Source organism: Paraburkholderia sp. XV (assembly GCF_020177535.1).
GTDB lineage: Bacteria > Pseudomonadota > Gammaproteobacteria > Burkholderiales > Burkholderiaceae > Paraburkholderia > Paraburkholderia caribensis.
Window position 1 is genome coordinate 1 of record NZ_JAGUUD010000116.1, and the last position, 25,566, is coordinate 25,566.

Sequence of the window (25,566 nt, forward strand, 5' to 3'; positions counted from 1 at the left end):
CCCCGCACAGGGGCGACGCCTGAAGCGAGCTAACGTAACGCGGATGCCAGCGAAAACGCAATTCGCGGATGCCAGCGCAAAGACAAACGCCCAGTGCAAAGGCAAAAACAAACCAAAACCAAACGATGATCCACGAAACCATCATCACAACATGCTCCACCGACGGCGTCGCCCACACCGCCCCGATGGGCATTCGTCACGACGAAAGCGGCCTGACGATCCTCGCCCCATTCAGGCCATCAAAAACGCTAGACAACGTACTAGCCACCCGCGCAGCGGTAATCAACTTCACGACCAACGTCCGCGTCTTCGCCGGCTGCGTAACGGGCACCCAACGCGACTGGCCGACAAGCCCGGCCACCAAAGTCCCGAGCCTCAGGCTAAAAGAATCCCTCGCCCACAGCGAACTAACCCTCGATCACGTCACAGAAGAAGACCCACAACGTCCAGTCCTCCACATGCGCTGCGTGCACACGGAAAACCACGCCCCTTTCACGGGCTTCAACCGCGCTCAGGCAGCCGTCGTCGAAGGCGCCATCCTCGTGAGCCGGCTCTTCATGCTGCCCGCCGACAAGATCGACCGCGAAATGGCCTACCTGCAGATCGCCATCGACAAAACCGCCGGCCCCGATGAACTCACCGCATGGCAATGGATCACAGCCGCCGTGGAACGCTTCCGCACAACCGGCAACGCCGCCGACAAAAAAACCGCACCGCACTCGTCCTGACGGAGACCCCGATGACCGCATTGCTCGCAAGCGTCCGCTCGGCGGAAGAAGCGTTCGACGCAGCCGGCGCCGGCGCCGACCTGATCGATCTGAAGGAACCCCTCGAAGGCGCGCTCGGCGGCGTGTCGATCGACAACATCTGGCGCATCGCGCGCACGCTGCGCTCGCGCTATCCCGTCAAACCCATCAGCGCCACGATCGGCGACCTGCCGCCCGATGCGCTCGACGCCATCACGGCACGCATCGACGAAGTCGCCGAAACAGGTGTGGATTTCGTCAAGGTCGGCGTCGTGCCGGGACCGCATGCGCACGGCTGCCTCGCGCGCATCGCCGGCTTGCAAGCCAACGTGTTGCCCGTGCTGTTGTGCGACGACGGCGTCGATGCGGAACTCGTCGCGTATGCCGTCTCGCTCGGCTTCGCAGGCATCGTGTTCGATACGGCAGGCAAGACGGGCCGCACGCTGCTCGATTGCATCGGCCACGCAACGCTTGCGCGCTACATCGCGACGATACGCGCGTCGGGCGCGATGGCCTGCATCGCCGGTTCGCTAGGCTGGACACAACTCGACGCGATCCGCACGCTCGCGCCAGATGTCGCGGGCTTTCGCACCGCGTTATGCGAGAACGGCCGCACCTCGCGCCTCGATCCGCGCCGCGTCGCGCAATGGGCCGACGCGCTGCATCACGCTGCCGCCGTCGCGTCCACAGCTCCCGCGTAACAATCCGCGTCAAGCGCGCGGCAGCGCGCCCTCACACCGCCGACGCATTCAGCAGCCGGTCGCGCACCAGCGCGACATCCGTCTTGCTGAACAACTCGACTTCGTAGTTCGCCTCTTTCACGTAACGGACAAAGCTCGCGTCGATCACGCCATCCGACGCGAGTGTCCCGAGCGGCACGTTCGCGCCGACCGGGCACGACTTCACCACCATCAGACGCTCGGCGTTCAGAGACGTCGACAGCCACGCGGCGAGGCTGTCGGAGGTCGTGTCCCAGTTGGTCATCGAGTTGGGCGTGACGCGCATCAGGCTCACGGGCATCCACACGGCAACCTTGCCGTGACGCAGCGCGCGCCGGATCAGTTCCTCGCTGGTCGCCAGCACGAGGTCGGGCAGCACGGCCTGCATCATCAGCGCGTACTGCGTCATCGCGAGCAGGCACATGTTGTGGGCGGCGAGATCGTCGAATTGCCATTCCTGCTGATACACGCGCACGCTGTCCGCAAAATCCCCGCCGCCCGGCACGATCACCACGCGCCCGCCGCCGACCTCCCACAGCTGCGTGAGCCAGTCCCGCAGCGACGGGTCGTGACTCAGGCTGCCCCCGATCTTCACCACCCACATGTCCGTTACCTCGCTTTCGTTCGACCTCACGACGGGCATGCCCGACGGCCCGGCCCGTCCGCGTCCGCCCTGCACTCGCGGCGCCATCGCGAGCCTGCGCTGGCCACGCCGCATGCGATCGATCGCGCCGCGCCCGGCGCGTCGCAGGCAGGCCCCGCGCCGTTTGACCGCTTCACTCGGCGCGCTGCTCCCGCCTCCTCGCCGACATCAGCCATGCGACGGCCACGCTCGGCGCGCATGTCGCGATCCATTCGGCGGCATCCGCCGGCGCGTTGCCTGCTATCTGCGTGAGCGTGCCGAAATCCACGTAGTCGCGCGCATGGGCCTTCGCCAGCGCCGCGGCCAGAAAGCGCCCGCAGCCCGCGCCGACGACGGGCGCGCGCGCCAGCGACGGATGCGCCGCACACACCTGCTCGAAGCTCGCGCCGATCGCGCGAAGCTGCGCGTCGCGCCATGTGTGCGCGAACTCGCGCCATTCGTCTTCGGTCGCCTCGCCCGCATCGCGGCCGATCGTTCTCGCCAGCCGCGCGCAGCTTGCCGCGATGGTCTTCGGCGCGTTGTCGGCGCTCGCATGCTGGTCGTGTGGCGGCCACAGTTCCCCCGTCAGCCGGTAAATGTCGGCGCTCGTCGCAAACCATTCGTTCATCACGCCCGCCGTCTCGCCGCGAAACGCGATGCGATGCGCGATGCCGCACAACGGCGTGCGAACGACCCCGTGATAAGCGAGCTCGCCTGTGACGAGACGCGTCGCGTCGCTGACGCCGCGTGCGGCGACACGCGCTTCGGCAACGGGCACGATGTCGGTCGTCGTGCTGCCGATATCGATCAGCACGCAATCGCGCATGCGGGTCGCGACATGCTGCGCCGTCGCGAGCCAGTTCGCCGACGCGACGGCACGCCATTGCGCGACGCTCTGCGCAGCATCCAGCCAGCCGCACGCGCCTGCGAAAAACGCCGTATCGGCGCCGAGCCGCGCGCCTAAGGCATCGACGAGCGCACGCACGCCGTGCTCGCGGTCGGCGAACAGATCGACCATTTCGCCCGTCATCGTGACCGCGTGGCGCGCGCTCGCGTGAGTGAGATCGGGCCAGCGTTCAGCCGCCGAACCGATCGCGCGATGCAGATGATCGAGCCCCTGCCACAGCGGACACGCCCATTGCGCGATATCGGTGACGGCACCGTCCGCGTCGACACGCGACACCTTCACATGCGCGCCGCCGACGTCCCAGCCGAACACGGCAGGCCCGGCAATTGACGGCGCCGGCACGGACGCGCTCATGATCCCGCTCCGCATGCGGACAGCTTTGCTCCCGCTGCGCCGCCGGACGCCGAATCAGTCACACGCGGCGCGGCCCGCAGGCCGTGTGCCCCCAGCACGTCGGCGGCGAGATTGCGGCCGAGCCGCGCGGACAAGCCCGCATACGCGACGGTCGCGCGCGGATTGACCTCGATCACGACCGGGCCGCGCGCCGGATGCCACACGACATCGATGCCGGCAAACCCGCGCAAGCCGGGCAGCGACGCCGCGACCTGCTGCGCGAGCGCGTCGAGCGTGCGGCCTTGCGGGCTGTCGCGATCGATACGGTCGATATCCACGCCATCGAAACCGACCACCTGCCCCGCATGGCCCGCCACGTGCGCGGCGACGTCTATCCTCTGCCGGTTGATGCTGACGAGCGTCGCGCCCGCCTGATCGCAGATCAGCGACAGGCTCAGCGCATCGCCGTCCACCCAGGCCTGCAGCACGGTTTCGCGTTGCGCCGCGCGCCGCGCCGCATATTCAGCGCGTGCCGCGTCGGCGTCGTCGAACACCAGCGTGTCGAGGCCGCCCGCGCCGTCGTCGGGCTTGACGACCCAGCGTGACTGCGTGCGCGGATCGAGCTGCGCCGGTTCGAGCGCGGGCGTGGCGGCAATCCCGCGCGACGCGAGCCGCGCCGCCGTCGCACGCTTGCTCGACGCGAGCGCGATCGCTTCCTTCGTGCAACCGATCCAGCGCGCGGGACCGACGGCGTCGGCGAGATCGAGCATCAGGCCATCGCATTCGGGCGCGACGATCCACGCGTAGTCGTGCTCGCGAGCGGCCCGCGAGACGAACTCCAGCATCGACTCGCCCGGCCTCGCGCGGCAATGCGCCACGCCCTGCGCGACCTGCTCGAAGCGCGAACTCGCGAAGCTGACCTCCACGCCGGCGAGCTGCCGCAGATCGCCGACGATCGCATCGCGCATCACGCGCCCTTCGACGACCAGCGCGCTCAGATCCGCGAGACTGCTGCTGCCCGCGAGTTGCGCGTCGATGCCACCGCCAGTGAGATACTCATAAACCCAGAGCTTCATCAAGGAACGTCTCCGCATGCAGGTGATCCCGGTTCTCGATCTGCTCGACGGCCACGCGGTCCGCGCGATACGCGGCGACCGCGCGAACTATCGCCCCATCCAGTCTTCGCTGTGCGCAACGAGCGAGCCGCTACCCGTCGCCCGCGCCCTCGTTGCCGCGACGGCCGCGCCGGCGCTGTACGTCGCGGACCTCGGCGCGATCATGTCGCGCGACGCCGATCCGTCGACGCTGGCCGTGCTCGCCGCGACCCTCGCGAACGCACATGTCCATGCGCATCTCGAGCCGCCCAGCGGCCCGTTCGAAATCTGGCTCGACGCGGGCTTCGCCGATTACCCGTCGATGCTCGCCCACCTCTCGCGCATCGCCGCCGCAACCGGCTCCGCCCACACGCGCATCGTGCCCGTGTTCGGCACCGAATCGCTGCACTCGCTCGACGCGCTGCGCGAAGCCGAAGCGGCTGGTTACGCGCCCATCCTGTCGCTCGATCACCGCGGCCGTCAGCTGATCGCGGCACCCGACCTCGCGCAGGCGCTGCGCGCTCCCGCATCGTGGCCGTCGCGCGTGATCGTGATGACGCTCGATCAGGTCGGCGCCGACGCCGGCCCCGACCTCGACACCCTCAACCTGATCCACGCACAGGCGGGCCAGCGTTCGATCATCGGCGCAGGCGGTATCCGTCATCGCGACGATCTCGATGCAGCAGCACGCAGCGGCGCGCGGGCATGGCTCGTCGCATCGGCGCTTCACGACGGCAGGCTTCGCACGCCAGCCGCAATGCGCTCCGGCGCCGCGACCTGATCCGCGAAACAATATCCATGCCACGCGGCCCGCGGCGCAGCAACGGCGCGGCTCGCATGCGCAATGGGCCGCCCACTGTCCTCAAGTGACACACTGTTGCAGCGCGAAGCACATACTGTGCTGCGCGCGGCCCGTCGCGCGGCGGGATATCCCGGGTCGCCCATGAGGTGTTCAGGTTCGGCGCAGCGGGCCGTTTCCGCGCGTTTTGCCCGCGCGGTCACGTCGAAACGCCCAGCGGCTTGCTGGCCCAAGGCCGCCGCCAACTGGCGATGAAATCGGCACGGACCTTGCTGATCGGGGGCTTATGCACGAGTCCACGTCCCCCGTCACACATGTCAACGCGACGTCCGCCGCCGATGGGCCATTGCCATCCGTTTCGACAAGCCGCGACTGGACCTGCCCGTTCTGCCCTTTGCTGTGCGACGACATCGAGGCCCATCTCTCCCGTGCCCAGACGCTCGCAGCACCCCACACGCAATGCGCGCGGCTCGCCGATGCCCTGGCTCGCCATGACGCCGGCGACAACGTCTGCTCGCCCGGTATCGACGGCGCCCCCGTCTCGCTCGATATCGCGCTAGACGCCGCCGCCGCCGTGCTCGCGCAGGCTCGCCGGCCGCTCTTTGGCGGCTGCGCAACGGATATCGCCGGTGCGCGCGCGCTCTATGCGCTTGCGGCCGGCTGCGGCGCAGTCCTCGATTCGCTGCATGGCGACGCGCTGAGCGCTGCGACGCTCGCGCTGCAGGATCGCGGCGCGTTCTTCACGACCTTGTCCGAAGTGCGCTCGCGTGCGGATCTACTGGTGGTTTTCTCATGCGAACCCGCCGCCCGGCACCCGCGCTTTTACGAGCGCATTGCGAGCGGCACGTCGATGCAGCGCGACATCCGCTTCGTCTGTTGCGCAACCGATCCGGCCGCCAGTCAGGCGACTGACACGCGTAGTACCTCGCTACTCGCCGACGCTTCGGCGCACGACGTGCTCGCGCTCTGGTCGGCGCTGGCAGAAGGCCGCCAGGCCGAATCTCTGGATGACGGCGCGGGCATCGCGAGCGCGCTCGCTTCGTTGCTGGCGCGCATCGCGCAAGCGCGCTACACGGCCTTCGTGATCGAACCCGCCGCGTTGCCTCACCCGCATGCGGCGCTGCTGATCGAAGCGCTGCATCGCATCGTCAAGGCGATCAACCGCACGAACCGGGCAGGCGTCCTAACCCTCGGCGGCGCGGACGGCGTGCTGAGCGTCAACCAGACGGTCGCGTGGCTGTCGGGCTTTCCGTTACGGACACGCGTGTCGAAGCCCGACCGGCCACCCGGCACGCCGCTGCTCGACCACGATCCGTATCGCTATCGCACCGAACGTCTGCTCGCCGCGCGCGAAGCGGATGCGTTGCTGTGGACGGCGAGCTTCGACCCGCATCCGCCGCCGTCCACGCTCGACGCGAACACGCCTTTGATCGTGCTCGGCACGCCGGCGCTCGGCTCCGCGCTCGATCCGCACACGCGCGGCGCGAAAACGATCTTCATTCCCGTCGCGACGCCCGGCATCGACAGCGATGGCCACCTGTTTCGCGTCGATACGTCCGTCGTCGTGCCGCTGCATGCGGCGCGGCACGTTGCGCTGCCAACCGTCGCGTCCATCGCGACGCATCTGGCCGACGCGCTCGCTGCACGCGCCGCGCAGACACGGAGCCCGGCATGAGCATCGCGCGACTCCGAGGCGGCCGCGTCTACGATCCCGCGAATGGCGTCGACGGCGAGCTGCGTGACCTCTATATCCGCGATGGCCGCATCGTCGACGCGCCCGCCGACGGTGCCGTCGATCGCGACTACGATGCGCAAGGCATGATCGTGATGGCGGGCGGCATCGATCTGCATTCGCACATCGGCGGCGGCAAGACGAACCTGTCGCGGCTGCTGTTGCCCGAAGATCATCGCGACGACGCGCCGCGCGATGCATCGTACGAAGCCGCGCAGGATGAACGCGGCCGCTATCTGCGCATGCCGTCGTGCGGCGTCTGCACGCCGGGTACGCTCGCCACCGGCTACCGTTACGCCGAAATGGGCTACACGGCGGCCTTCGAGCCCGCGATGATCGCCTCGAACGCGCGCCACGCGCATCTGGAAATGGGCGACACGCCGATCATCGATCACGGCGCTTACGTGATGCTCGGCAACGACGAACTGCTGCTGCAGATGCTCGCCGCGAAAGACGACTTCGAGCGCGTGCGCGATTATGTGGGCTGGACGATGCACGCAAGCCGCGCGCTCGGCGTGAAGGTGGTCAACCCGGGCGGCATCTCGGCATTCAAGTTCAACCAGCGTTCGCTCGATGTCGACGAAGCGCACGTGCATTACGGCATCACGCCGCGCGACGTGTTGCGCACGCTGACGCGCGCGCTGACGGAACTGCGCGTGCCGCATCCGCTGCACGTTCACGCCAGTAACCTGGGCGTGCCGGGCAATATCGATTCGACCATCGCGACGATGGACGCCGCCGGCGGCCTGCCCATTCATCTCACGCACATCCAGTTTCACAGCTACGGCACGGAAGGCCCGCGCAAGTTTTCGTCGGGCGCGCGGGCGATTGCCGAGGCCGTCAACGCGCGGCCCAACGTGTCGATCGACGTTGGGCAGATCATTTTCGGGCAGACCGTGACCGCTTCCGGCGACACGATGATGCAGTTCAAAAATGCGCCGCTCGCGCGGCCGCACAAGTGGATCGTCGGCGATATCGAATGCGATGCGGGGTGCGGCGTCGTGCCGTTCCGCTATCGCGAGCAAAGCTATGTGAATGCGCTGCAATGGATCATCGGCCTCGAAATCTTCCTGCTGGTGGACGACCCGTGGCGCGTGTCGATGACGACCGATCATCCGAACGGCGGGCCGTTCACGAGTTATCCGCATCTGATCCGCCTGCTGATGGACAAGTCGTTCCGCGACGCGCAGATCGACCGGCTGCATCCGGAAGCGAAGGTGGCGAGCGCGCTGCCGGAACTCACGCGCGAGTTCTCGCTGTACGACATCGCGATCATCACGCGCGCCGGCCCGGCGCGCCTGCTGGGGCTCGAGGATCGCGGCCATCTCGCGCCGGGCGCCGCCGCCGACATCGCCGTGTATCGCGACGATGCGGACCGCGAGCGGATGTTCACGTCGCCCGCTTATGTGTTCAAGGACGGCCAACTGGTCGCGCGCGACGGCAACCTGGTGTCGACGCCAACGGGCGGCATCCACTTCGTCTCGCCCGACTACGACAGGAGCATCGAAAAGACCTTGCGCCAGTACAGCGAGACGAACCTCGCCACGAACTTCGCGCACGCCGCGATCAGCGACGACGAAATCTGCGCATGCTGCCACGGCGGACGGCTGTTGCCCGTCGCGTGCCTCGCGCGAGCATGAAGGCGGACGCGCGATGCAGATCAACGACACCCTGATCGACGACACCTTCGCGGAAGCGTTCCCGATGAAGGCGACCCGCCTCGTCATCACCGCGCACACGCCGCGCTGGGCGCGCGCGGCAGCCGACTCGCTGACGGGTTTCGCGACCTCGGTGATCGACTGCGGCTGCGAAGCGGGCATCGAGCACGACATCGCGGCCGACGCGACACCCGACGGGCGTCCCGGCATTTCGGTGCTGATTTTCGCGGTGTCGTCGAAGGAACTGGTCAAGCAGATCGCCCGGCGCGTCGGACAATGCGTGCTGACCTGCCCTACCACGGCCGTCTACAACGGCATCGATCCCGCGACGACGCGTGCGCCGTTGTCGGACGTCGCGCCGCTTGGCGGCTCGCTGCGCTTTTTTGGCGACGGCTGGCAGATATCGAAAGTACTCGGCGGCGTGCGCTACTGGCGCGTGCCCGTGATGGACGGTGAGTTTGTCTGCGAAGAATCCGTGCAAACGGTCAAGGCAGTCGGCGGCGGCAACCTGCTGCTGCTCGCGCGCGATCTGGACAGCGCGTTAGCGGGCGCCGAAGCTGCCGTCGCCGCAATGCACCGGCTTGCGAATGTGATTACACCGTTCCCGGGCGGCGTCGTGCGGTCGGGATCGAAGATCGGCTCGAAGTACAAAGGCGCCGTCGCCTCCACGAACGACGCGTTCTGCCCCACCCTCGCCGGCTTGTCGCAGCGCAGCGAACTCGATGCGCAGACGGGTTGCGTGCTGGAGATCGTCATCGACGGGCTGACGGACGCGGACGTCGGCGCGGCGATGACGGCGGGCATCGAGGCGGCATCCGCGGCGGGCACGGGCGTGGTGCGTATTTCGGCCGGGAACTATGGCGGCAAGCTCGGGCCCTACCACTTCAAGCTGCGCGAACTGGCTGCGGGCATTGTGCAGCGCCCAAAAAACGGCGGCGCGACATGAGCACCATCACGTTGCGCGTCAAAGCCGCGCCGGGTTTTCGTGTGGATGGCTCGCCGCTGCTGCCGTCCGCCTTGTCGGCGCTGTCGGGCGCGGAGATTGCGCATCGGTTGCTGTCTGCGGGCAACGAAGCGTGCGCAATCGGCGATCTGTTCGACATAGCCGTCGATCCGAACGGCGATGACGCACGTCTCGTGATCGAAGGCGACGCAAGCTGGCTGGACCGGCTCGGCGCGCAGCTCGACGCGGGCAGTCTGCGCATCAGCGGCCCGGCGGGCGACTACGCGGGCCTGCGCATGACGGGCGGCACCCTCGACATAGCGGGCGACGCAGGCCATTTCGCAGGCTGCGAAATGCGCGGCGGAACGCTCGTCGTCGCGGGTCATTGCGGCGACTTCGCGGCAGGCGCGCTGCCCGGCGGCATGGAAGGCATGACAGGCGGCACGCTGATCGTGGCGGGCAATGCGGGCGCGCGGCTCGGCGACCGGATGCGGCGCGGCACGCTGTTGACAGGCGGCGACGCGGGCGATTACGCGGCCTCGCGAATCGTCGCCGGGACGATCGGCATTGCGGGCCGGGTCGGCGCACACTATGGTTACGGCATGCGGCGCGGCACGCTGTTGATGTTGCAACGGCCTGAGCGTATCCCGCCCACCTTCACCACGGGAGGACGCGGCTTCGACGTGTTCTGGTCGCTGTTCGCGCGCGCGCTCAAGGCCGAATGCGAGGCGGCGTCGGCCGTGAGCACTGCCGTCGCGCAACGCCTCGCGCCGTTTGCAGCGCTCGACGCCCGCACGCCGCCGCAGCGCTACGCGGGCGATCTTGCAGTCGATGGACGCGGCGAACTGCTGGTCGTCGAATGATCGAGGGAACCGACATGAACGCGACACGCTCGACCGATATCGCGCGCAGCGGCATAGAGAGGCCCGAGCGCTTCCCGATGGCGCTGATCGTGCTGCATTGGCTGATCGCGGTCTGCATCATCGCGATGCTCGGCATTGGCCTCTATATGGTCGGATTGCCGCGCGGCCTGCCGTTCAAGGCCGTGCTGATCAACTTTCACAAGTCGCTTGGCTTGACGATTTTCCTGCTGGTGCTGATGCGCATCGGAGTTGTCATGGTATCCGGCAGGCCGCCGTTGCCGCCGATGCGAGCGTGGCAACGCGCCGCCGCGAGCGCTACGCAGGTTCTTTTATACGCTGCAATGATCGCAATGCCGGTGACGGGCTATCTCGGCTCGTCGTTCAACACGTACGGCACGCGTTTCTGGGGACTGCTGCTGCCGAAGTGGGGTTGGGACGACAAGGCGTTACGCCATTTCTGGTTCACCATTCATGAGATCACCGCATGGATCTTCATTGCGTTGATCGCGTTGCACGTCGCGGGCGCGCTCAAGCATCAGCTGATCGACCGCGACGGGCTGTTGCGCAGGATGTTGCCGTGATGCGCGGCGCTCATCATTCGAGGCCGGTTTCAAAGGCGTTTTTGCACGTTCTTTCGGGAGCAAGGTAACGATGAAGGTCAAGGTGCTCGGTTCGTCGGCGGGCGGCGGCTTTCCGCAATGGAACTGCAACTGCCGCAATTGCGACGGCGTGCGCAAAGGCACGATCGCGGCGCGGCGGCGCACGCAGTCGTCGATTGCAGTGAGCGTGGATGGCATGGCGTGGCTGCTCGTCAACGCATCGCCCGATATCCTCGCGCAGATCGCTGCGAACCCTGAAATGCAGCCCGCCCGCCATGCCCGCGACACGGGTATCGCAGCCGTGCTGCTGATGGACGCGCAGATCGACCACGTAACGGGCCTGCTGATGCTGCGCGAAAACAGCGCGCCGTTGCCGCTGCATGCGACGGATGCCGTCTGGCAAGACCTGTCGACAGGTTTTCCCGTCGTGTCGATTCTGTCGCACTACTGCGGCATCGAACGTCACACCATTGCGCTCGATGCCGGCCCGTTCGAGATCGCCGCCTTGCCCGGCGTGCGCATCGAGGCGCTGCCGCTGTCGAGCAAGGCGCCGCCCTATTCGCCGCATCGCGCGGCGCCGCAGCGCGGCGACAACATCGGCCTGCTGCTGACGGCGCCCGGCTCCGGCAAGCGCGTGTTCTATGCGCCCGGCCTCGGCGTGCTCGAACCGCCTGTGCGCGAGGCGATGCGCAGCGCCGACCTGCTGCTTGTCGACGGCACGCTCTGGACCCCCGACGAAATGATCGAACTCGGCCTGTCGAAAAAGACGGCTGCCGACATGGGTCATCTCGCGCAAACGGGACCGGGCGGCATGATCGACGTGCTGGATTCGCTCGATAGGCCGAACGCGCGAAAGGTGCTAATACATATCAACAACACGAACCCGATCCTGATCGACGACGGCCCCGAGCGGCGCACACTGGCGCAGCACGGCATCGAAGTCGCGCACGACGGGATGCTGTTCGAGCTGTGAGTCAGACCACTGATACGGAGACCCGACGGATGAGTTTCAAAGACGACATCGGCCCGGCATGGACCCGAGCAGAATTCGAAGCGCAATTGCGCGCGAAGGGACAGGCGTATCACATCCATCACCCGTTCAACGTGAAGATGAACAGCGGCGGATGCACGCGCGAGCAGATTCGCGGCTGGGTCGCGAACCGCTTCTACTACCAGATCAACATTCCGCTGAAGGATGCCGCCGTCCTGTCGAATTGCCCCGATCGCGAAACGCGCCGCCGCTGGGTGCTACGCATTCTCGATCACGACGGCTATGGCGAGGATGAAGGCGGGATCGAAACGTGGGCGCGGCTGGGCGATGCCGTCGGGCTCTCGCGCGATGAATTGTGGTCGCTGGAACACGTGGTGCCCGGCGTGCGCTTCGCCGTCGACGCGTATGTGAACTTCGCGCGGCGCGCGCCATGGCAGGAAGCCGTCTGCTCGTCGCTCACGGAAATCTTCGCGCCGCAGATCCACAAGGACCGGCTCTCGACTTGGCCCGAGCATTACCCGTGGATCAAGCCAGAGGGCCTCGCGTATTTCCGTTCGCGCATCTCGCTTGCGCAGCGCGATGTCGAGCATGGCCTCGCCGTCACGCTCGATCATTTCCGCACGCGCGAGCAGCAGGAACGCGCGCTCGACATTCTGCAATTCAAGCTCGACATTCTCTGGACGATGCTTGACGCGATAGAAAAGGCGTTCCCGGCATGAACACTCATGACAACGCGCAAACCACGGACAAACGCGGCCCGAAACTGAGCAGCCTGTTTCGCCTGCAATGGGAACCGGCACAGGACGCGCATGTGCTGCTGTATCCCGAAGGCATGGTGAAGCTGAACCAGAGTGCGGCGCAAATCCTGTTGCGTTGCGACGGCACGCGCGACATCCCGACGCTCGTCGCGGAACTGGAAACGGCGTTCAACGCGACGGGACTGACGCCGGAAGTCGAAGCCTTCGTCGACCACGCGCGCTCGCGTGGCTGGCTGGAGTGACAGCATGACCGACCTCTCGACACCCGCAACAGAACACGCGCAACAGGCCGCGCGCAGCGGCGTGGGCCCGCCGCTGTGGCTGCTCGCGGAACTGACTTACCGTTGCCCGCTGCATTGCGCGTTCTGCTACAACCCCGTCGACTACACCAGTCATCGCGACGAGCTTAGCACCGCGCAGTGGATCGACGTGTTACGCCAGGGCCGCAAGCTCGGCGCCGCGCAACTGGGCTTCTCCGGCGGCGAGCCGCTGATGCGCGACGACCTCGAAGAACTGGTCGCCGAAGCACACAATCTCGGCTTCTATACGAACCTCATCACGTCGGGCGTCGGGCTGACGGAGGCGCGGCTCGATACGCTGAAGGCCAACGGGCTCGATCACATTCAACTGTCGTTTCAGGACTCGACCCAGGAACTCAACGACTTCCTCAGCAGCACCCGCACCTTCGACCTGAAGAATCGCGTCGCGCGCTCGATCAAGGCGCATGGCTTTCCGATGGTGCTCAACTGCGTGCTGCATCGCTACAACCTGCCGCATGTCGACAAGATCATCGACATGGCGCTGGCCATGGGCGCCGAATATCTGGAGCTTGCGAACACGCAATACTACGGCTGGGCACACGCGAACCGCGCGCAACTGATGCCGACCGCGGAGCAGTTGCACGAAGCGGAAGCCGTGGTCGAACGTTACCGGAAGGAGATCGGCAACCGCTGCAAGATTTTCTTCGTCGTGCCCGACTACTTCGAAACGCGGCCCAAGCGGTGCATGAACGGCTGGGGCTCGGTGTTTCTCGGCGTCGCGCCCGACGGCGCCGCGCTGCCCTGCCATTCGGCGCGCTCGCTGCCGGGCCTCACGTTTCCGAACGTGAAGGACACGCCGCTCGGGCATATCTGGTATGAGAGCGACGCGTTCAACCGCTTTCGCGGCTTCGAATGGATGAAGGAGCCTTGCCGGAGCTGCGACGAAAAGACCCACGACCTCGGCGGCTGCCGTTGCCAGGCGTATCTGTTGACGCTCGACGCCGCCAATGCCGATCCCGTCTGCGACAAGTCTCCTCATCACGAGCAGGTTGTACGCGTGGTGCGCGACGCAGCCCAGCGTCCCGCCACGCTCGCGCCGAACGAACAGCCCGTCACGTTCCGCAACGACGCAAACTCGAAACGCCTCAGCGCCGACGCACGCGGGATCACAGCGACGCCTCACACCGGGAGCACCCGATCATGACGACGCCCGCTATTTCCGTGCTTCTCGTCGACGATCATGCCGTCGTGCGCGAAGGCTACCGAAGGCTGCTCGAACTGAGCCCCGATGTGCGCGTCGCGGGCGAAGCCGCCGACGCCACACAGGCGTATCAGCGTTTTTGCGCGTTGCAGCCGGATGTCGTCGTGATGGATCTCGCGTTGCCTGGCGCGAGCGGAATCGAAGCGATGCGCCGCATGCTCGCGAGAGAACCGGACGCACGCGTGCTGATTTTCAGCGTGCACGAAGAGACGCTTTTCGTGCGTCGTGCATTCGATGCCGGCGCATGCGGCTATGTGACCAAAGCGAGCGCGCCCGATGTGCTCGTCGAAGCGGTGCGCGCCGTCGCACGCCGCGTGCGCTATCTGAGCGCCGATGTCTCGCATGCGCTCGCGCTACGGACGATGTTCAGCGAAGGGCCGCCCGGACGGCAACTGTCCGCGCGCGAGTTCGAAGTGCTGCGCCTGCTCGTTCAGGGCTACACGCTGCCCGTGATCGCAGAAAGGCTCGGCCTGAGCCAGAAGACGATTGCGAACCATCAGTCCGCGATCCGGCAGAAGTTCGGCGCGAACAACGGCGTGCAACTCGTGCAGATCGCGCAGCGCCTCGGTTTGCAGTTCTCCGAGCTTGCCGCGCCTCACGAGCTTTTCGGTTCGGCGGGATCGATGGAAGCGTTTGGTTCGGGCAGCCCGAGCTGAGCCGGTACGCGCGCGCACAGCAGAAAGCCGCGGGCCGGCTCGCTCGCGACATGAAACTCGCCGCCTAGCGCCTCCACGCGTTCGCGCATGCCGATCAGCCCGAGCCCGATGCGCGGCTTCGACAGATCGACGCCGGGGCCGTCGTCGGCGACCGTGACGACGATTTCTTCGACCCGCTCGCGGCTGGCAGGCGCTCTCACCAGATAGATTTCGACATTCGCTTCGCGCGCGAACTTCGACACGTTCGTCAGCGCTTCCTGCACGAGCCGGTAGAGCGTGATGTTGAGCGCGTCGGTGAAGCCGTCGAAGTCGCCTTCGATGGTCAGCTTGAACGACGCCTCGGGCAGCCGCTCGCGCCAGCCCTCCACGCAATGTTCGAGCGCGCTCGGCAAGCCAAGCTCGTCGAGGCCGATGGGCCGCAGCTTGCGGATCATCCCGCCAATCTGCCGATACACGAAGCCCGCGCTTTGCATCACGGCAAGCGACGCACGATGCACCTCGCCGTCCCGCGCCGACAGGTCGCGTATGCGCGCGGCGTCGAGTGCGATCGCATTCAGGTATTGACCCAGTTCGTCATGCAGTTCGCGCGCGAGATGACGGCGCTCGGCTTCCTGTGCCTCGATGCCCTGACTCGCGAGCCGCCGGTTTTCGGCGAGCAGCCGCGCGGACTCCTGTTCCGCCTCGCGGCGGCGCTGCAATTCCTTCTGCGAATCCCGATAGCGCCGCCACGAGAACCATGCCAGCCCCGCTGCGAGCACGAACAGCGTGACGGGCAGTTCGTCGAGCTGATAGCGCTCGGCGCGGCGGCTCCAGCGATACGCGATCTCGGAGACGTCGAAGACCGAGCACAGCGCGCCGACGATGACCGTCAGCACCACGACGCAGGTGAAGTCGCGCCATGCGACCGGCCGCGACTCCGTGGCGCGGGTGGCCGCGCTTTTGCCCGCTGCGGACTGCGGCGCGCGCGAGGGGTCTGCCGCGCCCGATGCATCCGCGCGACTGTCTGCGTCTGCTGCTTGCCGTGGGTCCGGCCCGGCGTCTGCCGGTCTGGCTGAGGAGAGAGCTTCGGGCATGAGCGTGTCGATGGAAGCGGTCATTCATTCTACTCACCGAACGGGTGCTTTTCGTGTTGCTTTTTGCAGGTTTGGGAGCGTCTCCCGAAAGAATCGGGAAAGCTTCCCGGGCATGACGTGCCTTTGTTATGCGACGCTGCAATCACCGGCGAAGCGACATGGAGACAGGCATGCGCAGTTCGCGAGCGCGTCGCCGACACAAGGCTAAAACAACCTGCTGGAGACGACAACGATGAAACCTTCACGGCGCAAATCACGACGCGCCCGTCTGCATCCTCGCAAGCGCGCATTGCAATTGGTGTGCGGCAGCGCATTGGCCAGTCTGTGCGCGGCGGCCTGGTCGCAGGAGGCCGCACCGCCGCCCGCCGATACTCCCCCCGCCGACGTCCAGCAGACTGCGCAGAACACGACGCAGGAAGCCGAAATGCCGTCGATTCTCGTGATCGGCACTACGCCGCTGATCGGCATCGGCACCGCGATCGAACTGGTGCCCGCCAACGTGCAGACGATCCGCGGCCGCGAGATCGACCAGCAGCATCCGAACACGCTGACCGACTACTTCGCGACCAACCTGCAAAGCGTCGACATCAACGATGCACAGGGCAACCCGTCGCAGATGGACATCAGCTATCGCGGCTTCACGGCTTCGCCGCTGCTCGGCACGCCGCAAGGGCTGTCCGTCTTCATGGACGGCGTGCGCATCAACGAGCCGTTCGGCGACGTCGTCAACTGGGACCTGATACCGCAGGCCGCGATCGATACGATCCAGCTGATTCCCGGCTCCAATCCGACCTTCGGCCTCAACACGCTCGGCGGCGCGATTGCCATCACGACGAAGAACGGCAGTAACTCGCCGGGTGGCGAAGCGGAGATCAGCGGCGGATCGTTTGGACGCAAGAGCGCGCAGATCCAGCAAGGCGGCGTGATCGGCAGCAATCTCGACTATTACTTCACCGCGAACGCGGCCAACGACGACGGCTGGGCCGATCACAACGGCAGCCGCTTGCGCCAGGCTTTCGGCAAGCTGCGCTATCACGATGCCGACACGACGCTGTCGATATCCGGAGGCGGCGCCGACAACACGCTCGACGGCTCGCAGACGATTCCGCGCTCGTTTCTCGACAACCGCAAGCAGGCTTACACGTTTCCCGACCAGAACAACAACACGGTCGGCTATCTGACGATTGCGGGCGAGCACTATTTCACGCCCAATGTGCAGTTGAGCGGCACGCTCTACTATCGCCACTATCGCAACAAGAACGTCAGCAGCAATGTCAACGACGACTTCGATCCCGATGATCCCGACGATGCACCGCCCGCGACCAACGTGCAGTCGACGGTATTCACGCAAAGCTACGGCGGGAGTCTGCAACTGGCGCTGTTGCAGAACCTGCTCGGCAAGCGCAATGAACTGACGCTGGGTGTCGCCGCCGATCTCGCGAATACGCACTTCACGCAATCCTCGCAAGACGCGACCTTCACCGACACGCGCGCGACCATCGGCACCGGTCCGTTCCTCCCGACGACGGATGCGAAGACGCGCAATGAAACCTACGGCGTCTATTTCACCGACACGTTCTCGTTCACCGATCAATGGGCGTTGACATTTGCGGGCCGCTACAACTGGTCCCGCACGACGATCGGCGACGAGAGCGGCGTGCAGCCGCTGCTCGATGGACGTCATGTGTTTTCGCGCTTCAATCCTGCTGTCGGCATTACTTACAACCCGACCGATACGCTCACCGCATACTTCACCTACAACGAAGGCATGCGCTCGCCGACATCGATCGAACTGGCGTGCGCGGACCCGGATGCGCCCTGCTCGCTGCCGAATGATTTCATTGCGGACCCGTCGCTCAAGCCCGTCATTTCGAAGACGTTCGAAATCGGCGCGCGCGGGCGCATCGGCAGCAATACGACATGGAGCGCCGCACTGTATCGCACAACGCTCGACGACGATATCCAGTTCATCAGCAGCAATGGCGCGGCGAGCTCGCTCGGGTTCTTTCAGAACGTCGGCAAGACGCGCCGGCAAGGCTTCGAACTCGCGGGCCGCACGAAGTATGGTCCGGTTGGCGTGAGCGCGAGCTATAGCTATATCGACGCGACGTATCAGTCGACATGGACCGAGAGCAGCGCGAGCAATTCGAGCGCGGACGCGAACGGCAACATCACCGTGAAGCCCGGCGACAAGATTCCCGGCATTCCGCAGAATACGGTGAAACTGCGCATCGACTACACGCCGTTCGCGGCGTGGAATATCGGCACGAACCTCACGTATCGCGGCAGCATCTTCGCGCGCGGCGACGAAAACAATCAGGATGTGAATGGCACGGTGGCCGGCTATTTTCTGATCGATCTCGACACCACGTATAACGTGACGAAGCAGCTTCAGGTGTTTGCGACCGTCAAGAATCTGCTGAACAAGCACTATGCGAACTTCGCGATTCTCGGCGAGAACTTCTTCAATGGACCGAACCATACGTTCGATCCGGGTGGTGTCACGAATGAGCAGTTTCTTGGAATCGGCGCGCCGCGCGGGGTGTGGGTTGGGTTGAGGTATGCGTGGAAGTGAGTGCGTTGCGCTGGATTGCTTACTGGTTCTTCTGCCCGCTGCGAGCGGGCTTTTTTTCGCCTGCTTTTGATGGTGAAGTTTCGATCGACTCAATCAGAAAAGACTGATTTTTCGCATAGTGTTGCGCCCGCGAGCGTGTCAACAATACTTGACAGAAAGGCTACGCGAGTTTCGCTAGGCTCTTCGCTCCAAAAATAAGCAACACGAATAAATGAATCAGAAGACCTATCGGCTCGTGTATAGCCGGTTGCGCGGTATGCTTGTCGCCGTCGAGGAAACCGCCACGGCAGCAGGAAAGGCGGGAGAGACACGCGCGACGGGCCGCGCGTCGGGAGCGCTGGAGATATTCCTGTCGTTGCGTCAGCTTGCGCTGTCCGCACTGCTCGCCCTTTCGCCACTCATGGCCGGCGCGCAGATCGCACCGGGCGGCGCGCACGCACCGGGTGTCGTCACGACGCAGAACGGTATCCCGCAGGTCAACATCAACAAGCCGTCCGGTGCGGGCGTGTCGATGAATACCTATGGCCAGTTCGACGTGCAGAAGAACGGCGCAATCCTCAATAACTCGCCGGTTATCGTGAGCACGCAGCAGGCCGGGTACATCAACGGCAATCCGAACTTCGGGCCAAACGATGCGGCGCGCGTGATCGTCAACCAGGTCAACAGCAATTCGCCGTCGCAGTTGCGCGGGTATCTCGAAGTCGCGGGCAAGAGCGCGCAGGTCCTTATCGCGAATCCGAACGGGTTGCTGGTCGACGGCGGCGGCTTCATCAATACGTCGCGCGCGACGCTCACGACAGGTACACCGAATTTCGCGGCTGATGGTTCGCTTGCGGGCTTCAACGGGACGAGTGGCAACATCACCGTGCAGGGTGCGGGGTTCAACGGCTCGAATATTGACCAGGTTGATCTTCTGGCGCGTGCGGTGCAGGCCAATGCCGCAATCTACGCGAAGAACCTCAACGTTGTGACGGGGGCGAACAACGTCGACTATGGATCGCTTGCCGCGACGCCCATCGCTGGCAGCGGCCCCGCGCCGGGTGTCTCCATCGACGTAAGCAATTTAGGGGGCATGTATGCCAATCGCATCGTTCTGATTGGCACGGAGAACGGTGTCGGGGTGTCAAGCAAGGGCGTGCTCGCTGCACAGGCGGGCGACCTGATCCTGACGACACAGGGCAAGCTGGTTCTCGCCGGTCAGACGAACGCAAGCGGCAACATCACTGCGAGCGCGCGCGATGGCATCGACAACAGCGGCACGACCTACGCGCAGCAGAGTGTCAGCGCAAACACATCGGGCGCTTTGTCCAACAGCGGCACGCTCGCCGCGCAGCAGAACACGACGATCAACGCGAACAGCGTCGCATCGACGGGTACGCTTGGCGCGGGCGTGAACAATGACGGCACGATTGCCGGTTCCGGCGACCTGTCTGTGACAACGACAGGAGCACTCACCGCGACGGGCCACAACCAGGCTGGCGGCAATATGACCATTCTGGGCGCGGGCGTCAATCTCGCCGGCAGCAATACGTCGGCCAACGGCGCGCTGACGCTTTCCAGCAGCGGCGACCTGACCCTGTCGAATGCGACGACCACGGCGGGCGGCGCGCTCAGTGCAAACGCATCGGGCACGCTGACCAACGACGGCGGCAAGCTGTCCGGCGGATCGGTTCAGGCATCGGCGGCGAATGTATCGAACACGGGCGGACACATCGTTTCCGGATCGACGCTTGGCTTGAACACGGCGGGCGCGCTCGCGAACCGTCAGGGTGTGATCCAGTCGGCGGCGGGTGCAACGATTGGCGGCGCTTCGCTCGACAACACGGGCGGGCAGATTCTGTCGCTCAACGGCGACGGCCTGAACCTTGGGGTGACAGGCACCCTGCTGAACGGCGTCGGCGGCATCATTGGCGGGAATGGCAATGTCCAGTTGAGTGCGTCCATCTTCACGAACCAGGGCAAGGTGAACGCGCTGCGTGACGCGGTGCTGCGTGCGTGGAACCTGAACAACAGCGGCACGGTGACGGCGGGCGGCGCATTGAACGCGTCGGCAACGGACGCACTCAGTAACGCAGGCGGCACGTTCTCAGGCTCGGCGACGACCGTGTCAGGTACGTCCATCGACAACACGAACGGCAGCATCGACGGCGATACGCTTGCTGTCACGTCGACGGGCGACCTCGTCAACCGCAACGGCAAGCTGACGCAGTACGGCACCACCGACCAGACGATCAGCGCAGGCGGAGCGCTCGACAGCACGGGCGGCACGGTTGCATCGAACGCGAACAGTCTGACTGTCTCGGCAAACTCCATCACGAACGACAGCGGCACGCTCCAGCATGCGGGCACGGGCATGCTCAAGGTCAAGGCGACGGGCGCACTGTCGAACGTCGGCGGCAAGGTTCAGACGAACGGCACGCTGACCGTAGCGGGCGCGAAGCTGGACAACAGCGGCGGCACGCTGACCGCGCAACAGGCAGCACAGGTCAATGCTGACGCGGGCATCGTCAACCGCAACGGCACGCTATACGGCGCAAATGGGCTGACCGTCTCAACTCAGGGCGACATCGACGACACGGGCGGTTCGGCGCAGTCGGCAGGCGACCTGTCCTTGAGCGCGGGCGGCGCGTTGTCGAACGCACAGGGAACGCTTTCTGCCAACGGCGCGCACGGTACTGCTAATGTCGCAGCCGCGAGCATCGACAACACCAAAGGCAAACTGACCAATGCGGGTGACGGCGCAACGACCGTGACGGCATCGAGCGTCACCAACACGGGCGGCACGCTCGGCGGCAACGGCGACGTGACGATCAACGCGCAGACGCTGGAGAACGGCGCAGGCGCGAATCTCGTCGCGGGCGGCGCGGCGAACCTGAACGTTCAACAACGCGTGAACAACGCGGGCGGCACGCTGTTCGGCGGCACGGCGCTGAACCTGAACCAGGCGAACGCGGCCGTCATCAACGACGGCGGCGCGATTCTCGGCGGGCTGGACGTGTCAGTGAATGCCGCGTCGCTGTCGAACGCGGGCGGCGCAATCCGCGCAAACCGGGACGTGTCGGCGAGTGGTGTCGTTTCCGGCGACGGCGACATGATCGCGGGCCGCAATCTCTCGCTCGCCATCAACGGCAACTACACGAGCGGCGCAAGCAACAACCTGCGCGCTGACGGCGACATGAGCGTCAGCGCAACGGGCACGCTGACCAACACGGGCACGCTCGCCGCCACTGGCGCGCTGACCGCGACGGGCGCAAATGTCGTAAACGCGGCGGGCGCAGACATCAATTCGTCCAATACGACGGTCAATGCGAACGGGACGCTGACCAACGCCGGACGCATCGAAGGCGACGCTGTCGCAACGAACAGCGCAACGCTTGCCAATACCGGCACGGTCATCGGTAATGATGTGACAGTCAATGCGAACGACGTGCAGAACACGGGCGCGGCGGCGGTGATCGCGGGCGCGAACTCCGTGCGTATCTATGCACAGAACTCGATCACGAACGCGGACGGCGCGCTGATCTATAGCGCGGGCAATCTGGAAATCGCAAAAGACGGCACACGCGACGGTTCCGGCATGCTCGCCAACCAGACCGCCACGCTCACCAACAGCGCGGCGATCATCGAAGCAGACGGCGACATCGACATCGCCGCGCGCACGGTCAGCAACATCCGGACAGGCGTGCAAACGGCAGCAGGCACCCCGCAGGACGCGGGCACCACTACCCTGACGCTCTGGACGGCGGGCCTTGGCGACGACCTGTCGGCGGGCGTGTTCGGCAACTACCACAGCCTCGATTTCCCGCAATGGAACTGGAGCGCGGGAGCCATGGCCGACCAGACCATCTATGGTCTTGCGCAACCCATCACCGTGAAGATCCCCGCGTCACAGGTCACGAACCTGGACACGAAGGCACAAACGCTTTCACTCACGCAGCCGATCTACGATCACTACCAGTCGGGCGCGACCGTGGTGGCGCGCAACATCACGAACAACGCAACGCAGTGGTACAACAGCCTGACGGATAACGGCGACGGCACGGTGTCGATCACGTTCTGGCCGGACTTCGATCCCAACAAAAACATGCGGCCGGACCGGCAACAGGTGCGTTGGGACATCAAAAACCATGACTACGTCGAGAAGTCGCGCACCACACAGACCACGACGACCACTGACCAGTTCCTGAACGCGGGCAACGTCGCGACGATCCAGGCACAGGGCGCGATCCGCATCAATGCGAATGGCGGCAGCATCGATAACCAGTCGTCGACGATGGCGGCAGGCGGCGACCTGGTACGCCGTGCGGACAGCGGCAGCGTCACCGATACGGGTACGGTGCTCCAGCAGGCGGTCGTCACCAGTACGGAATCGGTCTTTTACTGGCATCAGAAGACAGGCGGCAGCAGTGATACGACGCAGCCCCGCAGCGACGGCGCTTTCGACGGCGTCAGCCAATACACAACGACCGTCGATGCCCTGCCCGCGATTGCCTCGTCGAACTCGAACGTGCAGACGGATGCACAGTCCATCAGTATCAACTCCGTCGACCGTCAGGGGAACACGGTGGCCGGTTCCGGCGTCACGGGCGGCAGCGCGGACGGCACGCAGACGGGCACTATCAGCGGCCAGTCTTCGAGGCCGCAGACGGTTGGCGGCGCGACGGGCGGCATTCCGAACCTGAAACTGCCGGTGAACGGCCTGTACACGTATAACACTGCGCCTGGCGCGACGTACCTGGTTGCGACCGATCCGCGCTTCACGCAGTACGCGAATTTCATTTCGAGCGACTATCTGCTGAAACAGTTGGGCTACGACCCGTCGACTGTCGAGAAGCGTCTCGGCGATGGGCTGTACGAGACGACGCTGATCCGCAACCAGGTGACACAACTGACGGGCCGCACGTTCCTTGCAGGCTTTACCGACAACCTGGACGAATACACGGCGCTGATGAACAACGGCGTCACGTATGCGAAGGCGTTCGGTCTGGAACCGGGCATTGCGTTGTTGGCCGCGCAGATGGCGCAACTCACGACCGACATGGTCTGGTTAGTGTCGCAGGACGTGACCCTGCCCGACGGCTCGCACCAGAGCGTGCTCGTGCCGCAGGTGTATCTCGCGCAGTCCAGCACGGTTGACCTGACGCACAGCGGCGCGCTTGTCGCGGGCAACGCGGTGAACCTGAACGCGAGCGGCGACGTGAACAACAGCGGACACATCGTCAGCAACGTTGCGACCACGGTCATCGGCAACACCATCACGAACAGCGGCATTATCGGCAGTGCAGGCACGACGGCCGTTGCAGCCGTCCAGGACGTGCGCAACTCCAGCGGACGCATCGGCGGTGCCGATGTCGTCGTGCAGGCCGGTCGCGATGTCATCAACGAGACGCAGACCTACGGCGTGTCGAAGTCATTCGCCGACCGGAACTACACCGGTACTGCCACGGGTACGGCCGTCGATGCGGTCGGCACGATTTCAGCGACGAACAACGCGACGGTGATCGCCGGTCGCGACGTGAATTTCAACGGTGCACAGGTGCAGGCTGGCGGCAATGCGGCCATTGCAGCGGGCCGCGATCTGAATGTCGGGACCGTCGACCTCATCGCGACGAAGGATTCGAGCGGGTTCGGCGGACAGGATTTCCTGCATGACACGCAGACGCAGAACCTCGGTAGCGCGATTGTCGCGGGCGGCGATCTGTCGACGGTATCGGGGCGCGATACCACGTTTGCCAATGCGACCGTTCGCGCAGGCGGCGACGCAGCGATGGTTGCTGGCGGCAACCTGACGGTGACGGCGGCGAAGGACGTTCATACGCACAGTGAACAGTCGATGAGCAACAGCAAGAGCCACTCGACCAACTCGTCCTATGACGAACAGGTGCAGGGTTCGAGCATCGGCGCGGGCGGCAACGCGACGCTTGCTGCCGGTCTGTCCGGCAGCGGCAACCTCGCAGTTCTCGGCTCGACGGTCGCAACGGATACAGGTGGCGTCAAGCTCGTCTCGACGGGCGACGTGACCATCGGCAGTGTCACTGAAACACACGACTCGCAAAGCTGGTCGCACAACGAACACTCCGGGTTCATGTCGAAAACGAAGACGACGGATACGACCAGTGCGCATCAGGTGATCGCGAACGGCTCGACGGTATCGGGCGATACCGTGACGGGCGCAGCCGGTCGTGACATGACGGTTACCGGCTCGACGGTTGCAGCGTCAAACGATGTGAACCTGTCGGCAGGCCGGAACCTGACGGTCAACACGTCGCAGAATACGAGCGATTCGAGCCAGTTCCATCAGGAGGTCAAGACGGGCCTCGGCAGTTCGGGCGGCGTCGGCATCTCGTACGGCAAGGTCGACACGAAGAACACCACGCACGACAGTTCGGTGACGAACAACGCCAGCATGATCGGCAGCACGGGTGGCAGCGTGAACCTGACGGCAGGCGCTGACCTGCATGTCACAGGCAGCGATCTGGTAGCGGTGAAGAACGTGACGGGCACAGGCGCGAACGTGGCCATCGATGCAGTGACGAACACCGCACACCATGACGAAACGCAGGAAGTCAGCAAGAGCGGCTTCACGCTGGCCGTGAAAGCGCCTGTGATCGATGCGATTTCGAACACCGTCGACCAGGCGCGCGCGGCAAGTCGCAGTCAGGATGGTCGCGCGGCGGCACTGCACGGCATGGCGGCAGCAAGCGGCGCGCTGGATTCTTTGGGCGCGGCAGGCGGCGCGATGAAGGAACTGGCGAGTGGTCAGACGCCGTCAGGCAAGATCGAACTCAGCTACGGCAGCAGTCACACCAAGAACACGTTTGCAGAGGATAGCACCAGTAACCGGGGTTCGAGCGTCACGGCGGGCGGCACGGCGGCATTCGTCGCGACAGGCAATGGACAGGCCGGAAGCGGCAACATCACTATTGCCGGTTCGAACGTCAACGCGAACGATGTGATTCTTGCTGCGAAGAACCAGG

The 25,566-nt window shown here is 65.3% G+C and carries 19 protein-coding genes; 15 read left to right on the forward strand and 4 right to left on the reverse strand.

Annotated features, from left to right (window positions below; translation table 11 throughout):
- Positions 1-125 precede the first annotated feature (125 nt).
- Together KFO72_RS34460 and KFO72_RS34465 are read left to right on the forward strand one after the other, a co-directional pair.
- Positions 126-728 (forward strand): DUF447 domain-containing protein, encoded by a 603-nt coding sequence (locus KFO72_RS34460; protein ID WP_060610380.1) that lies wholly within the window; start codon positions 126-128, stop codon positions 726-728.
- Between the two features lie 11 nt (positions 729-739).
- Entirely contained in the window at positions 740-1,447 is a 708-nt protein-coding gene (locus KFO72_RS34465; protein WP_054931960.1) for a (5-formylfuran-3-yl)methyl phosphate synthase, read from the forward strand.
- Positions 1,448-1,478: 31 nt separating this feature from the next.
- On the opposite strand, the gene KFO72_RS34470 is transcribed toward KFO72_RS34465, so the two are convergent.
- The 3 genes from KFO72_RS34470 to KFO72_RS34480 form a co-directional block, all read right to left on the reverse strand.
- Positions 1,479-2,069, reverse strand: a complete 591-nt coding sequence (locus KFO72_RS34470; protein WP_054931965.1) for an aspartate kinase — start codon at positions 2,067-2,069, stop codon at positions 1,479-1,481.
- Positions 2,070-2,241: 172 nt separating this feature from the next.
- On the reverse strand, positions 2,242-3,348 hold the full coding sequence (locus KFO72_RS34475; RefSeq protein WP_225033962.1) for a hydantoinase/oxoprolinase family protein: 1,107 nt from the start codon (positions 3,346-3,348) through the stop codon (positions 2,242-2,244).
- A complete protein-coding gene (locus KFO72_RS34480) occupies positions 3,345-4,403 on the reverse strand; it encodes an ATP-grasp domain-containing protein (RefSeq protein WP_225033963.1) in 1,059 nt (352 codons plus the stop codon). Before KFO72_RS34480 ends, KFO72_RS34475 begins: the two co-directional genes overlap by 4 nt.
- 16 nt (positions 4,404-4,419) lie before the next feature.
- Here KFO72_RS34480 and KFO72_RS34485 point away from each other — a divergent pair, with 16 nt between their 5' ends.
- The 11 genes from KFO72_RS34485 (at position 4,420) to KFO72_RS34535 (ending at position 14,941) form a co-directional block, all read left to right on the forward strand.
- Positions 4,420-5,202, forward strand: a complete 783-nt coding sequence (locus KFO72_RS34485; RefSeq protein WP_225033964.1) for a HisA/HisF-related TIM barrel protein — start codon at positions 4,420-4,422, stop codon at positions 5,200-5,202.
- Positions 5,203-5,506: 304 nt separating this feature from the next.
- Positions 5,507-6,895: a formylmethanofuran dehydrogenase gene (locus KFO72_RS34490; protein ID WP_225033965.1), complete on the forward strand. Its 1,389-nt coding sequence runs from the start codon at positions 5,507-5,509 to the stop codon at positions 6,893-6,895.
- Entirely contained in the window at positions 6,892-8,592 is a 1,701-nt protein-coding gene (locus KFO72_RS34495; RefSeq protein ID WP_225033966.1) for a formylmethanofuran dehydrogenase subunit A, read from the forward strand. The genes KFO72_RS34490 and KFO72_RS34495 overlap by 4 nt, the downstream gene beginning before the upstream one ends.
- Positions 8,593-8,605: 13 nt before the next feature.
- Entirely contained in the window at positions 8,606-9,556 is a 951-nt protein-coding gene (gene fhcD, locus KFO72_RS34500) for a formylmethanofuran--tetrahydromethanopterin N-formyltransferase (protein WP_224101884.1), read from the forward strand.
- Positions 9,553-10,416, forward strand: a complete 864-nt coding sequence (locus tag KFO72_RS34505; protein ID WP_225033967.1) for a formylmethanofuran dehydrogenase subunit C — start codon at positions 9,553-9,555, stop codon at positions 10,414-10,416. The genes fhcD and KFO72_RS34505 overlap by 4 nt, the downstream gene beginning before the upstream one ends.
- A 14-nt stretch (positions 10,417-10,430) precedes the next feature.
- Positions 10,431-10,997: a cytochrome b gene (locus KFO72_RS34510; protein WP_107203025.1), complete on the forward strand. Its 567-nt coding sequence runs from the start codon at positions 10,431-10,433 to the stop codon at positions 10,995-10,997.
- Between the two features lie 70 nt (positions 10,998-11,067).
- Positions 11,068-11,988 carry a pyrroloquinoline quinone biosynthesis protein PqqB gene (gene pqqB / locus KFO72_RS34515; RefSeq protein WP_107203012.1) on the forward strand — a complete coding sequence of 307 codons (921 nt, stop codon included), beginning with the start codon at positions 11,068-11,070 and terminating at the stop codon, positions 11,986-11,988.
- A gap of 29 nt (positions 11,989-12,017) precedes the next feature.
- Positions 12,018-12,725, forward strand: coding sequence for a pyrroloquinoline-quinone synthase PqqC (pqqC, locus tag KFO72_RS34520; protein WP_225033968.1), 708 nt, complete (start codon positions 12,018-12,020; stop codon positions 12,723-12,725).
- Positions 12,722-13,006 (forward strand): pyrroloquinoline quinone biosynthesis peptide chaperone PqqD, encoded by a 285-nt coding sequence (gene pqqD / locus KFO72_RS34525; RefSeq protein WP_054931953.1) that lies wholly within the window; start codon positions 12,722-12,724, stop codon positions 13,004-13,006. The genes pqqC and pqqD overlap by 4 nt, the downstream gene beginning before the upstream one ends.
- A gap of 4 nt (positions 13,007-13,010) precedes the next feature.
- Positions 13,011-14,228: a pyrroloquinoline quinone biosynthesis protein PqqE gene (gene pqqE / locus KFO72_RS34530; protein ID WP_225033969.1), complete on the forward strand. Its 1,218-nt coding sequence runs from the start codon at positions 13,011-13,013 to the stop codon at positions 14,226-14,228.
- Positions 14,225-14,941 carry a response regulator transcription factor gene (locus tag KFO72_RS34535; protein ID WP_060607620.1) on the forward strand — a complete coding sequence of 239 codons (717 nt, stop codon included), beginning with the start codon at positions 14,225-14,227 and terminating at the stop codon, positions 14,939-14,941. Before pqqE ends, KFO72_RS34535 begins: the two co-directional genes overlap by 4 nt.
- Here KFO72_RS34535 and KFO72_RS34540 read toward each other — a convergent pair.
- The gene (locus KFO72_RS34540) at positions 14,881-16,038 is read right to left on the reverse strand and encodes an ATP-binding protein (RefSeq protein WP_225033970.1); all 1,158 of its coding nucleotides are present in this window, start codon (positions 16,036-16,038) and stop codon (positions 14,881-14,883) included. The genes KFO72_RS34535 and KFO72_RS34540 overlap by 61 nt on opposite strands.
- Positions 16,039-16,246: 208 nt before the next feature.
- On the opposite strand from KFO72_RS34540, the gene KFO72_RS34545 reads away from it, so the two are divergent.
- Both KFO72_RS34545 and KFO72_RS34550 read left to right on the forward strand, forming a co-directional pair.
- On the forward strand, positions 16,247-18,589 hold the full coding sequence (locus KFO72_RS34545) for a TonB-dependent receptor (protein ID WP_225033971.1): 2,343 nt from the start codon (positions 16,247-16,249) through the stop codon (positions 18,587-18,589).
- Between the two features lie 211 nt (positions 18,590-18,800).
- A partial coding sequence (locus KFO72_RS34550; protein ID WP_225033972.1) for a hemagglutinin repeat-containing protein occupies positions 18,801-25,566 on the forward strand: 6,766 nt, incomplete at its 3' end.